The 13,439-nt window shown below is 70.7% G+C and carries 10 protein-coding genes; all 10 read left to right on the top strand.

From position 1 onward, the window contains the following. Positions 1-6 precede the first annotated feature (6 nt). Positions 7-1,362 carry a type VII secretion integral membrane protein EccD gene (eccD, locus tag ACIQ7D_RS16735; RefSeq protein WP_403938118.1) on the top strand — a complete coding sequence of 452 codons (1,356 nt, stop codon included), beginning with the start codon at positions 7-9 and terminating at the stop codon, positions 1,360-1,362. Between the two features lie 61 nt (positions 1,363-1,423). Further along, positions 1,424-2,611 (top strand): CpaE family protein, encoded by a 1,188-nt coding sequence (locus ACIQ7D_RS16730; protein ID WP_403938117.1) that lies wholly within the window; start codon positions 1,424-1,426, stop codon positions 2,609-2,611. 22 nt (positions 2,612-2,633) lie between these two features. After that, positions 2,634-6,608, top strand: coding sequence for a type VII secretion protein EccCa (gene eccCa, locus ACIQ7D_RS16725; RefSeq protein ID WP_403938115.1), 3,975 nt, complete (start codon positions 2,634-2,636; stop codon positions 6,606-6,608). A 35-nt stretch (positions 6,609-6,643) separates the two neighbouring features. Next, complete coding sequence (locus ACIQ7D_RS16720; protein ID WP_403938114.1) at positions 6,644-8,062, top strand: DUF6177 family protein; 1,419 nt, start codon at positions 6,644-6,646, stop codon at positions 8,060-8,062. Between the two features lie 115 nt (positions 8,063-8,177). Beyond that, on the top strand, positions 8,178-8,510 hold the full coding sequence (locus tag ACIQ7D_RS16715; protein ID WP_403938112.1) for a hypothetical protein: 333 nt from the start codon (positions 8,178-8,180) through the stop codon (positions 8,508-8,510). 42 nt (positions 8,511-8,552) lie between these two features. After that, positions 8,553-8,864, top strand: coding sequence for a pore-forming ESAT-6 family protein (locus ACIQ7D_RS16710; RefSeq protein WP_384999040.1), 312 nt, complete (start codon positions 8,553-8,555; stop codon positions 8,862-8,864). Between the two features lie 27 nt (positions 8,865-8,891). Then, on the top strand, positions 8,892-9,332 hold the full coding sequence (locus tag ACIQ7D_RS16705; RefSeq protein ID WP_403938110.1) for a DUF6507 family protein: 441 nt from the start codon (positions 8,892-8,894) through the stop codon (positions 9,330-9,332). After that, positions 9,329-12,100, top strand: a complete 2,772-nt coding sequence (locus tag ACIQ7D_RS16700; RefSeq protein WP_403938109.1) for a hypothetical protein — start codon at positions 9,329-9,331, stop codon at positions 12,098-12,100. The genes ACIQ7D_RS16705 and ACIQ7D_RS16700 overlap by 4 nt, the downstream gene beginning before the upstream one ends. An 11-nt stretch (positions 12,101-12,111) precedes the next feature. Next, positions 12,112-12,963, top strand: a complete 852-nt coding sequence (locus ACIQ7D_RS16695; protein ID WP_403938108.1) for an immunity 49 family protein — start codon at positions 12,112-12,114, stop codon at positions 12,961-12,963. 9 nt (positions 12,964-12,972) lie between these two features. After that, positions 12,973-13,350, top strand: coding sequence for a toxin-antitoxin system YwqK family antitoxin (locus ACIQ7D_RS16690; protein ID WP_403938107.1), 378 nt, complete (start codon positions 12,973-12,975; stop codon positions 13,348-13,350). The last annotated feature ends 89 nt before the right edge of the window (positions 13,351-13,439 follow it).

The raw sequence follows: 13,439 nt of genomic DNA, 5'->3' as shown, positions 1-13,439 counted from the left end.
GCGCAAGTGGTGAGCACAGCAACGCCTTCCCGAGGGCACCTGTCCCGGGTGACCCTGGTCGGCGAGCGGCGCCGGGCCGACATGGTCCTCCCCTCGGACACCCCCATAGGGCAACTGCTTCCGGACATCCTGCAGTTGCTCGACGACCGTGCCGCCTCGCGGCCCATGACACGCCAGTTGGTGACGCCGGACGGCTCCGCGCTGCCGCAGGACAGCACGCTGGCCGGCGCCGGCGTGGCCGACGGCGCGGTCCTGCGGCTGGTCAGGACCCACTCCGCGCCGCCCGCCCCCGTCGTTCACGACGTCGTCGACCTGGTGGCCGACGATCTCGACCTCCAGGCCTGGCGCTGGCGCCCCGCCGCCCGCAGGGGCAGCGCGGGAGTGGCGACCGTCGCCTTGGCGGTGATCGCCGCACTGCTCGCCCGCCGCGATTTCGCACTCGACGTCCTGGCCGGCGTCCTGCTCGTCGTCACCGTCCTCCTGTTCGCCGCCGGTGCCCTCGGCGCCCGCGTCGGGAACGGAAACCGGGGCCTGGCCTCGGCTCTCCTGCTCGCCTCCGGAGGACTCGGCATCCTCACGGCATGGACGGCCGCCGACGCCCACCAGTGGGCGGGGACCACACGACTGGCCGCCGTCGCGGCCGCGCTCGTCCTGACCCTCGTCATGCTCGGCTGGTTCTCCCCGCTCGGTCGCGGCGGATTCATGGGCGCCGCCGCCATCGCCGCGATCACCGCCGTGTGGGAGGCGGTCGCCTCCGTACAGGACGACCCGGCCCGACTCGGCGCGGTCATGGCCGTGTTCTCCGTCGTCCTGCTCGGCCTGCTGCCCCGCCTCGCGCTGATGGCGTCGGGGCTGACAGCGCTCGACGACCGGCGCTCCGGCGGTACCTCCGTGAGCCGGCACCAGGTGGGCAACGCGCTCGCCGCCACGCACCGGGGCCTCGCCCTCGCCACGATCGCGACGGCCGTCTCCGCCGCGGCGGCCGGCTGGTTGCTCACGCTGGCCGGCGAACCGAGCGTGTGGACCGTGGTGCTGCCGTCGCTCGTCGCCGTGGTGCTGCTGTCGAGGGCGCGGGCCTTCCCGCTGGTCGCGGAGGTCGTGGCGCTGATCGCCGCGGCGGGGTTGCTCCTCGTACGCCTCGTGATGCTGTGGATCGGACACGGCGGCGGCGCGGGAGCCCTCGCCGTGCTGTGCGTGGCCACGCTGCTGCCGCTGCTCGGGCTCGCGATCCAGCCGTCCGACCACGTGCAGGTACGGCTGCGGCGCATGGCCGACTTCGTCGAGTCCGTCGGGGTGGTGGGGTTGTTCCCGCTGGCCATCGGAGTGTTCGGCATCTACGGGCAGTTGCTCGACAAATTCTGAGGTCCACGCGCAGGCGCTCCACGCGGGGCAGCAGGCCGGAACAAGAGGTCAGGGGGCAGACATGTCGAACGCGGACAACTGGCAGGGTGACGTCCTGCGGGACCTGAGGGGCGGCGGCCCGCCGCCCGCCCCCCAGGGCGGGGCCGGGCCCGCCGGGCAGGGCGCCACCGCGCCCGCGTCCCCCGGCCCGGGGCCGGATCCCGCGCTGCCCGTCGCCCCGGGGACCCCACACACGCCCCCGCACCCCGCCCCCCAGGCCCCGCCTGCCGCCCGGCGGCCGGAGAACGACGCCCCGGCACACGGCCCCGCCGGCGCCCGCACGCCCCGTACCCCCGGCTCCCGCCCCGCGGTCGATCCGAGCCTCGCCGGAGCGAGCCGCAAGCCCCGCAACGGCGAACCCTTCCCGGTCCGGGCCGCCCGCGCGATCTGGCGGACCGTTTCCTCATCGGTGGCCCGCGAGGTCGCCGAGGCCTCCCGTACCGCCGAATCGCTCCAACAGCCGGTGACCACCGGCCGCCAGATCGCCGTCACCTCCATCCGCGGCGGCGCGGGCAAGTCCACCGTCGCGGCCCTGCTGGGCACCACGTACGCCCACTACCGCCAGGACCCCGTCCTCTTCGTCGAGGCCGATCCCGCCCTCGGCTCGCTGCCCATCCGTCTCGGTGCCGAATCACTGCGCTGGACCACCGGGGACGTCGCCGACATCGTCCAACCGCAGATGTCGCTGCTCGACATCACCGGCTACCTCGTCCAGCTCCGCGACAACGCCTGGCTGCTGCCCGGCAGCCAGGGCCAGATCGGCGCCATGCTGGACTTCCGCTCCTACGAGCGCGTCATGGTCGCCCTGCGCCGCTACTTCGGCGTCACGGTCGTCGACTGCGAGACGCTCCCCGCGGAAGTGGCCCGCGTCGCGCTGACCGCCTCCCAGGCCTGCGTCCTGACCACCCCCGCGACCCTCGACGGCGTCGCCAGCACGCACGCGGTGCTCCAGTGGATGCGGGGCCTGCCCCCGCACGTGATCGGCGGCACCGTCGTGGTCCTCACCGAACAGGCCCCGCACTCGGGCATCGACACCGAAGAGGCGGTACGCACGCTCCGGTCCACCGGGACGAGCGTCCACGTCCTGCCGTACGACCGCCATCTCGCGGACGGCGGCGCGATCCGCACCGACCTGCTCGCCCAGGCGACCAGGACGGCCGCCGCCCGCATCGCGGCGGACGCGTTCCAGCTTTCCCAGAAGCGCCACTGACGGACGACGACGGACGACGAAGATGAGCACCCGACTGATCCACCGCCCGGCCCGGACGGTCAGGCCGCCCGCCGCCCCCGAGGCACGCGTCATAGAGGCACCTCCGAACCTGCCCGAGGGCAAGGCGGGCAACATCGCCATGTCGCTGCTGCCCGTGGCCGGTGTCATGTCGTCCGTCGTGATGATGACGGTCGTCCGCAACAGCCAGTTCGCCGCGCTCGGCGCACTCATCCTCGTCGTCACCGTCATCGGTTCCGTCGGTCTCGTCTTCTCCCAGCGCGGCAAGGCCCAACGCACCCGCCGCGCCCAGCGCGAGGCGTACCTCGCCTACCTGGAGGACCTCCGCGAGGAACTCGCCGCCGAGGAACGTGAACGGGGCGAGCACGCCGACGTGCTCAACCCGCAGCCCCACGCCCTCTACGACATCGTGCGCGACCCGGCCCGGCTGTGGGAGCGCCGCCGCGCCGACGCCGACTTCCTGCGCGTGCGCATCGGGACCGGCGAGATGCCCGTACGCGACCTGCGGATCGCGGACCAGGGCTCCACCGTCCTCACTCCGCCCGACCTCTTCATGCTCAACGAGGCCACGGCCCTGACCACCCGGTTCCGCAACGGCACCGAACTCCCGCTCACCGTCCCCCTCGACCGCATCGGCAACGTCTCCGTCATCGGTCCCCGCGAGGACTGCCTGCGCGTCGCCCGCGCCCTGATGGTGCAGACCGCCGCCGCCCACGCACCCGACGACGTCGCCATCGCCCTGGCCGTGCCCGGCGACCGGCTCGACGACTGGGAATGGGCCAAGTGGATGCCGCACCTGCTCGACACCGAGCAGTTCGACGGCCCCGTCGCCGCCCGGCGGATCGCCCCCTCGGCGGCGCAGCTCGCCCGCCGGCTCGGCCCCGAACTGCGCCGCCGCGCTTCCTACGCCGCCGAAGTCCGTCGCGGCCTGTCCGGCAAGGACGCCCTGTCGATGACCTCCCGGCTGCTCGTCGTCGCCGACGGACACGGCGAGGACGCCGTCGAGCTGCCGCGCCCGGACGACGCCGTCGGCCTGCGCGAGATGGGCGTCACCGTCCTGCACCTGCTCGACCAGCGGATCCAGGAGCCCGGCCACGTCGGCGTACGGATCACCGTCGAAGGAGACCGGGTTCTCATCGAGGACCTGCGCCAGGAGGAGCCGATCAGCGCCCACGGCACCGTGGACGAGGTCGGCATCCCCTTCGCCGAAGGCCTGGCCCGGATGCTCGCGCCGCTGCGGCTGTCCGCCGAGTCCCTGGTCGACGCCCCGCTGTCGGGCCCCGTCGACTTCGCCGACCTGCTCGGCATCGACGACGTGGCCCGCCTCGACCTCGACCGGCTGTGGGCACCGCGCGGCGAGCGCGCCTTCCTGCGCGTCCCCATCGGCGTCAGCGACTCCCGCGAGCCGGTCCTGCTCGACCTGAAGGAGTCCTCCGAGCTGGGTATGGGCCCGCACGGGCTGTGCGTCGGCGCCACCGGCTCCGGCAAGTCCGAACTGCTGCGCACCCTCGTGCTCGCCCTGGTCGCCACGCACCCGCCGGAGGACCTCGCGCTCGTCCTCGTCGACTACAAGGGCGGCGCGACCTTCGCCCCGTTCGCGGACCTGCCGCACGTCGCCGGTGTCATCACCAACCTGGAGAACCAGGCCGGTCTCGTCGAGCGCGTCCACGCCTCCCTCGCGGGCGAGGTCAAGCGCCGCCAACAGGTCCTCAAGGGCGCGGGCAACGTCGCCGACATCGGCGACTACGCCGCGCTGCGCGCCGACCGGCGGCCCGACCTGGAACCGCTGCCGCACCTGTTCGTCGTCATCGACGAGTTCGGCGAACTGCTCACGGCCAAGCCCGATTTCATCGACCTCTTCCTGTCCATCGGCCGGATCGGCCGCTCCATCGGCGTACACCTGCTGCTGTCCAGCCAGCGCATCGAGGGCGGCAAGCTCAAGGGCCTGGACACCTACCTCTCCTACCGGTTGGGCCTGCGCACCTTCTCCGCCGACGAGTCCCGCACGGTCCTGGACACCACCGACGCCTTCCACCTCCCCCCGCTGCCCGGCTTCGGCTACCTCAAGGTGGACACCAGCCACTACGAGCGCTTCAAGGCGAGCTATGTGTCCGGCGGCTACCGGGGGCCCGTCCGACAGACCGAGGAGGAGGACACCGGCCCCCTCGCCCTGGAGTACGAGGCGTTCAACACCCTCGCCGAGCCGGAGAACCAGGGGCCGCAGGAACCCTCCGCCCGGCGCCGCGAGACCGGCCCCACCGAGATGGGCGTCATCGTCGGCCAACTGGAGCACGCCGCCGCACCCGTGCGCCGGATCTGGCTGCCGCCGCTGTCCACCGCGATCGCGCTGGACACGGTCGCCGGCCCGCTGGACGCCGGCCCGCGCGGGATGCAACTCGCCAAGCGGCGCGGCCGGCTCGTCGTGCCGCTGGGCCTGCTCGACGACCCGACGAGGCAGTGGCAGGGCGAGTGGTACCTCGACCTGACCGTCGCGGGCGGCCACGCGGCCGTCATCGGCGGGCCGCAGTCCGGCAAGACCACCCTGCTGCGCTCCCTCGTCCTCTCGCTCGCACTGACCCATACCCCGCGCGAGGTCGGCGTCTACGGCCTCGACCTGGTCGGCGGCGGCCTCCAGGCCCTGTCGGGTCTGCCGCACGTCGGCGGCGTCGCCGGCCGCGCCGACCGCGAGCGCGCGGCCCGTACCGTCGAAGAGGTACGGAACATGCTCGCCGCCCGCGAGGACCTCTTCCGCGACCACGGCATCGACTCCGTCGAGCAGTTGCGCACCCTGCACGCGGCGGGCCGGCTGCCGCAGCTGGCCTCCGCCGAGATCGTCCTCGTCATCGACGGCTTCGGCGCACTGCGCGACGACTTCGAGGAACTCGACGACGCCGTCGTGGACATCCTCAAGCGCGGCGGCGGCTACGGCATCCACGTCGTCGCGGGCATGCTCCGCTGGAACGACGTCCGCATCGCCACCCAGTCGAACTTCGGCACCCGGGTGGAGCTGCGCCTCAACGACCCCAGCGAGTCCAGCATCGAGCGCAAGCTCGCCGAGACCCTCTCGCCCGACGAGCCCGGCCGGGTCCTCACCGACGGCAAACTGTTCGCACAGGTCGCGCTGCCCCGCACGGACGGCCTCGCCGACCAGGCGGACCTGGGCGCCGTACTGGAACGCACGGCCCGCCAGGTGCGCGCCACCTGGAGCGGAGAGGCCGCCCAGCCGGTACGGGTACTGCCGCACGTCCTGGAACCGCACCTGCTGCCGGGACCCGCCGCGGAGCCCCGCCGGGTGCCCATCGGCCTCGACCAGACGGCGCTGGCGCCCGTACTGCTTGACCTCTTCGCGCACGACCAGCACCTGCTGGTCATGGGCGACAGCGAATGCGGCAAGACGAACCTGCTGAAGACCATCGCGGCCGGACTCATCGAGCGGTACGGCGAGGAGGAGCTGGTCTTCGCCGTCATGGACCCGCGCCGCGCCCTGCGCGGAGCGATCCCCGAGGAGTTCAACGGGGGCTACGCGTACAACGCCAAGATGTGCACGGGGCTGGCCGTCGGCATCGCCACCGAGCTGGAACGGCGGATGCCCGACGACAAGGCCCCCCTCGACGACCTGGAACCCGGTAGCTGGGGCGGCGGTCCCCGGATCGTGGTCCTCGTGGACGACTACGACGTGCTCACCACCGCCGGGCAGTCGCCGCTCGCTCCCTTCCTGCCGTACGTCCCGTCGGCGGTCGACATCGGCCTGCACTTCGTGCTGACCCGCCGCGTCGCCGGCGCCTCGCGCGGCATGTACGAGCCGCTGGTGCAGGGGCTGCGCGAATCGGGGGCCTCGGCGGTGGTGATGGCGGGCGACCGCAGCGAGGGCCAGCTCTTCCCCGGTGTGTACGCCTCGCAGCAGCCCGCCGGACGCGGTGTGCTCGTCCGACGGGGGCAGAGCCGGCGCCTGATCCAGACCGTGTACACGCCCGAGTGACGAAACCGCCGCACCACTAAGGACCGTACGACCTCATGACCAAGGACGTCATAGCCCTGACCCCGCGGATGCCCGACGCCTGGAGCGTGCTCGCGGGGCTGCTCTCCGGCGGCCCGGACAAGCTGGTGGACACCACTGGCGACGGCGCCGTCGTACAGCTCTGCGACGCACGGGGCCGGCCGCTGGTGGCCGTCGAGGCGCCGATGCTCGTGCAGGTCCCCGGCGAGGCCGCGCGGCTGTTCGGCGCCGTGGAGCCACCGGTGCCGTTCTGGTGGACCGAGGCCCGCGCCACCACCGGCGTCCCGGAGGCCGAGCATCTGGCGGGCACCTTCGCGGCCCGGGTCGCCGCGCTGGCCGGTGGCACGGCCTGGCCGCCGGAGGCCGCGCTCTCCGTGGCCGTGGTCCCGTCCGAGGGCGTGGGCATCGCCCCCGCGCCGGCCGCCGCGCAACCCGCCGTGGACGTCCTGACCGACCACGTCGCCGTCGTCATCATGGACCGGCCCGTGATCGCGATGACGGCCTGGCTCTCGGACGCCTTCCGGGCCGCCGCCGCCTCGGAGCGCGGACTCCAGATCGTCGGCCCGGCGGGCAGCACCCTCACCCCCGCCGTGCGCGACGCTCTGGCCGGCTGGCCCTCGCGCTGGGTCGTGCGGGACGAACGGGACGGCTACTACGACGGCCGCTCGGGCGCCGTGCTGCGCTGGCAGGAGGGCATGTTCGCGACGGTCGTGCGGCCGGACGCGACCGAGGACGATCCGCGCACCCCGGTCGCGGACTCGTTCCGGGAGTTCGCGGACACCGGCGAACGCCAACTGGCCGTCTCCTTCCGGACGGTGCACCCCGCCGACGACCGGCTGGTCCTCGGCGGCGCCCTGGAGACGGTCTGGCGAGAGCTCACCGGCGAGGCACCGGCCGGCTGGGCGACCGCCGAGCCCGCCAACCTGCCCTGGTCCCCGGCGCGGTTGACCGATGTCGCCCACGGGCGGTCGCCCGAGCCCAGCTGGTTCGCGGTGGTCGGGAACCCGGCGCGGCCGGGCATCGCCGGCGTCCGGGTGACCCGTACGAAGGCGGGTGTGGAGGAGGACGTCACGCTCGCGTTCGGCTACGGGGCCCACGAGGAGCCGCCGGTGGACGCGCTGCCGAGGCTCGCGGAGGCGCTCGCCACCCGCCACCCCCTGCGCTCCATGCTCGTACAGCTCCGCAAAGCCCGCCGTGACCTGGCGGTGCCGGCCCGCTTCGAGGGCCCCGGTGTGCCGTTGGCGTTCGTCCTGGGCTCCGAGGAGGTCCGGGCGATGCCGGGCGACCGCGCACGGCGCACGCCACTGTCAGTGCCACCGGTCACACTGGGACCGAAGGCCCGCCCGGCGCTGTACTACCCGTTCCCGGGGGAGCCTTCGGACCTTTCGGGGTGGAGCGACTTCGAGCGGTTGATGCGGCACCTGAAGGGCGAGTGACCGGTCTGCGGGTTTGTCAGGCCTTCGTCACAGCTACTCGGTTGCCGACTGTGTCAGCCATATGAGTTGATAAAAATGAACATACTTACGATCGGCGAGTAGACGGGGGAGTGGAATGAAGTTCGACATGGGGACGCAGGTTCTGACGAGCCTGATGTCGGGGTCGCGGACCTCAAGTACCGACCTGGGCACGCTGATCCAGCAGTTGATCAACGCGGCGCAGCCCCTGGAGGGCAAGTTCAACGGCCAGGGCAAGGTCGCGTTCGACTCGTTCAAGCTGCGCTCGGACGGGATCACGAAGGAACTGAACGCCTCACTGGCGGCCATCCTGGGCGGCCAGTCCGGCATGGAGCAGGCCTTCGGGTCGGGTGACCAGGAGCAGGGCGACAACGCGCGCACGCAGATGGGCGCGGGCAACTTCGACGCGGCCCGGTTCTCCGGCCGCTGACCCTCTTCAGACCTTTCAACCACACGGGGAGTGTGTTGTGTGATGGCCGGTGACACGGACCGTCGGTCCTACGACGCGGGTGCGTCGACCGAGGCACAGAGCAACATCCAAGTGGTCATCGGCCAGTTGGAGCAGGTGATCGCGGCGCGCGAGGCGCAGGTGAGCGCGGCGATGTCGGACTTCGCGGCAGACGGCGTGGCGGACGACTACCACGCCAAGGAACTGCGGTGGAAGAACGCCTCGCAAGAGGTGAAGAACATCATCCGGCTGCTCAAGACGACGCTGGAGAAGAACGACGCGACGGCGCAGCAGACGCTGGCGCGGGCCAGGGCCGCGGTCGACAACATCGGCTGAGTGGGTTGTCGGAGCTTCGGGGGAGCTATGACGTCGTGGGACATCAAGCCACAGGGTGTGCAGAGCCAGCTCAAGCTCACCGGTGAGCGGGCGGGTGATCTGGAAAAGGCATTGAACAAGCTGATGTCGGACATGTCGGAGGCCGCGTACGCGGCTGGTACGGCGATTCCGGGGTCGGCGGCCACGGTGCCCTCACCCACCATGCAGGGGCCGGTGCCGACGGGGCAGGTGCCGTTGTCGCAACGGGGCAGCACGGGCCCGGTGGGCGCCGCGCTCAGCCAGTACCTGGAGAAGAGGCAGACGGACCTCAAGTCCGTGGTGGACCGCATCCAGGCCTCGCTCCTGGGCGCGGCCAAGGCGACGAACGAGTACCTCCAAGGTGACCTGGACGCGGCCAAGGAGGCCCAGGACGCGGCGAAGAGCGTGCGCCTGGACCTGCTGAAGGACGCCCCGGGAGGCGCCAAGTGAGCAACGCACCGGTCGATCCCGCCGAAGTCCCCGTGTTCACGGGGCAGTTGTCGGTACTGGACGAGAAGGTGACGGCGCTTTCGGCGGACGGCGGCGCGTTGGCGAACGCCGGCTCGTCGGTCCATACGACGTTCGGCGGGATGTCGGCGTATTACCAGGCCCCCGAGGCGGAGCAGTTGTTCGCGGTGACCAAGCCGGTCGCGGACATCACGCTGTCGTTCAGTGGCGACATGTGCACCATCGCGGGGGCCCTGGGCACGTACTCGCAGGAGATCCGGCCTCTGGTGAAGAAGCTGGAGGAGCTGAAGGCGGAGGCGGCGTCGTTCCGGTCGAAGGTCTCGCGTGACGAGGACTGGATCGAGGACGGCGATCTCATCGACGAGAACCTTGAGCGCCGTAACAAGATCGCCGAGGTGTGGGCGCAGTTCCAGGCGTCCGAGCGCAGCGCGCACGACAAGATCGTGGCACTGGTGTGCGGTACCCCGCTGAAGGTGAACGACGGCTCCAACGCCAAGAACATGTACGGCTACGACGCCGAGGCGCTCAAGCAGGCGAAGTCCCTGCCGTGGGGCGACGCGGTGGAGGAGTCGGTTCCGGCGTGGCAGGTGTGGGAGCACGCCTGGGACTTCGGCAAGGGCCTGATCGTCGACGGCGTGTGGGGCACGGTCAAGGGCCTGGGGACGCTGGTCGGCTTCGACGGCTGGGACGCGGCGGGGCAGGCGTGGACGGGGCTGGGGAAGCTCGCGACGGGTCTGGTGATCACCGCGTCGCCCGCGGCGGTGGCGTTCTGGATGGCGGACGACAAGGATCTGCCGCCATGGATCCGTGATTCGCGAACGGCGATGAAGGAGACCGGCAAGGCGCTTGTCGCGTGGGATCAGTGGGGTTCGAACCCTTCCCGCGCGGCGGGTGCGGTCACGTTCAACGTGTTGACGACGGTGTTCACCGGCGGCGCCGGTGGTGCGGCGGCGGGCGCGGGCAAGGCCGGGCTCGCGGCGAAGGCGATTTCCCTTGCGGGCAAGACGGGTCGCGCGATCGATCCGATGACATACGTGTTCAAGGGTGCCGGGGCCGGTATCTCGAAGATCGGTGATGTGATGGCCGGTCTGAAGGGCATGGGAAAGTTCGAGATTCCCAGGATCGACGAGGGTGCGTTCAGCCTGCCCGAGGGCGCCATGGAACTGCCTGACGGAACGATTCGGCTGCCCAAGGACACCCCGATCCCCGCGGGGGCCGTCAAGGTCTACGACGACACCATCAGGCTCCCCGAGGGCACCGCCTCCCTGCCCCCGGGCACGGTCAAGCTGCCCTTCGACGGCCCCGCGAAGTACGCCGACGAGGCGGGCAACCTCTACAAGGAGGACGGCAGCCTCTACCAGAAGGCCGACGAGGCCAGGCCGGAACCGTCCCCGAAGCTCGACGAGAACGCGAACACCCCCAGAACGGAGACCCCTGCCCGCCAGGAGGCCCCGGTCCTGGCGGGAGTCGGCGGCCGAGGCGCCGACGACGTCATCCGCGTCGGCAGCGACATCTCCGACCCGGTAGGCGCGGTGGACAACGGCGCCCACGGGGGCGGCTTCGACACCACCCCCTCGGGGCGCGCGGGCGACCACACCCCGGGCGGCCACGCACCGGACGGGGCGCCGCGCAACGACCTGGACAACACCCCCCGGGGCAACTCCCGCCCCGACGATCTGTCCCCGGTCGGCCGACCTGACGGCCCGTCCGCAGGCGGCTTCCACCCGGACGGCCCCGGCACAGGCGGTGGTCACCCGGACGGTCCCGGTGGTACGGGCGGTGCCGTCCCCGACGGCCCTTCGCCCTCGGCACCCCTTGACGAGGCGACCCGCGCAGCCCACCAAGCGGAGTACGAGGCTGCCCGTGAGGTTCCAGCCAATGATCGAACGCCCGCAGAAAGCACGGCGATCACCCGTGAACACGTCCGGCTGGCGAACGAGGACCCCATCTGGCGTGCCGAGCACTACGACAAGTGGGGGCTCGGCAAACGGAACAGCGCGGAGGCACTGGTCGATGGCCAGCTCCTGCCCATACTGGTCGAGAAGCCGGGCGGCGGCTGGATGGCCGCGTCCTCCATTCCGTACGCGCACCCGGGCGGGTTCCACCTCGACACCTTGGAAAGGGGCCGGTCCACCGTCGCGCCCGAGGACCTCACGCACCTGGACGGGGTCGCGGCCAGGCGCATGGCCGGCATGGAGCTGACCAAGTGGGAGAAGGCCTTCGAGCAGAACCCGAGCTTCGACAACGCCGAAATGTTGGCCCACGCGCAGGAGAACTTCAACGCGATCAGTGAGGGCGCTGCGAACAACAGCAAGCTCGGTGAGGCCCTCGGCGAGGAAGCCGCCCGTCGACACATACTCCGGCAGGTGGAGTTCGAAGGAGCTTACGAGCTGACCGACCTGCCGGAGACAGCGAACGGTTCGAAGAGGTTCGACCAGCTCTGGCGTGACAAGGACGGCAACCTCATCATCGTCGAGGCCAAGAGCCCCAAGGGAACCTTGGAATGGCGCCAAAGCAATAATCATCCCAGCGGCGGTACCTACATGGTGAAGCAGGGAAGCCTCGATTACGTCCGCACCATCGTGGCCGACATGAAGGATCGCATCGCCGAATCACCGGGCGAGGCCAAGTACATCAAGGAGATCGAGGACGCCATCAAGAACAAGACGCTGCGTTACGTCCTCGTCCAGGCCTCCGAAAACACCGGTGAGTATGCTGGAGCTGTACTCAAATACTGCGAGCTCTTCTAAGGAGAAACGCCTTGGTTTCGGTCATCCCACGCCACCCATTCCCCACGGAGAACGCGGAAGTAGCGCTCACCGCGCTCAAGGAGAGCGCGGAAGGGTGGATCGGTGGTCTGGAGGCGGACTCGACCGGTCTGGGCGAAGCCTTGGACACCACGCTCCTGGTGGCCAAGGTGCACTGCCTGACGGATCCGCGGGGGGCGATCTTTCCCACGTGGGACGCCTGGGTGAACGCCATGCAGGTCGGTTCGGCCGTCTTCGCCGCCGCGACCACGCCGGAGGAACAGGTGCGGTGCCGGATAGCGCACGAAGACCGTACGCTCCAGGCCACCGGCCCGCAGCAGTACGTGACACCGGGCACCTGGCTGACGGCGTTCTACCTGGCCGTGGTGTGCCGGGAGCGGGACAGGATCACGGCCCTGTGCCGAGTGCCGCTGTCGCTGCTCAGGGACAACGACGCGCACTTCGACCCGTTCGAGTACGCCTGGATCGACGCGCTGCAAACCTACTGGTTCGGTGGTGACGGCCTCAGTGCGAAGCTGGTGGCCGCGATCGACGGCACGGACCCGGCAGTCACCACTCATCCGGAAGCCGCGAGCAAGCTGATGTATCCGCCGATGGAGATGTTCCACCGCGTCATTCGCGGGGACCACGCCGGTTTCGATCGTGCTCTCGCCGCAGCCCTGGAGTGGCACAAGGAGTACTGGACCGACGAGGGCCGGGCGGCCCGGGTCTCGGGTCTCGTCGCCCTCGCTCCGCTCGCCATGGCCTGCTTCGCCCGGAACGAGGGCATCCCGATCGAGGTCGAGTCCGAATACCTGCCCGCCGCCCTCCTCACCGGCAACTGGTGCGGCGAATTCCCCACATAAGGCGACCGCGTGGGATCCCTGATGGACTCAGTACATCGCATCGACATCGATGATCCAGATGTTGATACAGATATGGGGCAGCGGATGCTGTACCAGGGCGAACTGTTCACCGGTGAGGTTGTCGAGTACAGAGACGAGCAGATGGTCTATCTTGACGTCTACACCGAAGGTGTTCGAGACGGCTTGTCACAGGGGTGGCACCCGGATGGTTCCCGGAAGTCGCTGGGAACGGTGCGAAAGGGCATGCCCAGGGGCGAGTTCAGGGAATGGCATGCCAATGGAGTCCTGAAGTCGCGGCAATTCTTCGACGACGACATCTACAGCCTGCGGGACGAGACGACCTGGGACGAGCAGGGAAATGTTATTCGCGACTGGCATCGCGAATAACAAGCGGACAGCACGCCACCTTGGTGGCGATAATGGAATTCGATCGAGCTGGGGTGCACAGTATCGGTGAATTCTACAAGATCTGACAA

The sequence above is a fragment of the Streptomyces sp. NPDC096310 genome, assembly GCF_044763125.1.
GTDB lineage: Bacteria > Actinomycetota > Actinomycetes > Streptomycetales > Streptomycetaceae > Streptomyces.
This window is presented reverse-complemented; position numbering and strand designations above follow the sequence as displayed.

Coding starts and splice junctions, on each gene's coding strand:
- ACIQ7D_RS16720 (WP_403938114.1), top strand. CDS start 6,644: ATGACCAAGGACGTCATAGCCCTGACCCCGCGGATGCCCGACGCCTGG.
- eccCa (WP_403938115.1), top strand. CDS start 2,634: ATGAGCACCCGACTGATCCACCGCCCGGCCCGGACGGTCAGGCCGCCC.
- ACIQ7D_RS16730 (WP_403938117.1), top strand. CDS start 1,424: ATGTCGAACGCGGACAACTGGCAGGGTGACGTCCTGCGGGACCTGAGG.
- ACIQ7D_RS16705 (WP_403938110.1), top strand. CDS start 8,892: ATGACGTCGTGGGACATCAAGCCACAGGGTGTGCAGAGCCAGCTCAAG.
- ACIQ7D_RS16710 (WP_384999040.1), top strand. CDS start 8,553: ATGGCCGGTGACACGGACCGTCGGTCCTACGACGCGGGTGCGTCGACC.
- ACIQ7D_RS16715 (WP_403938112.1), top strand. CDS start 8,178: ATGAAGTTCGACATGGGGACGCAGGTTCTGACGAGCCTGATGTCGGGG.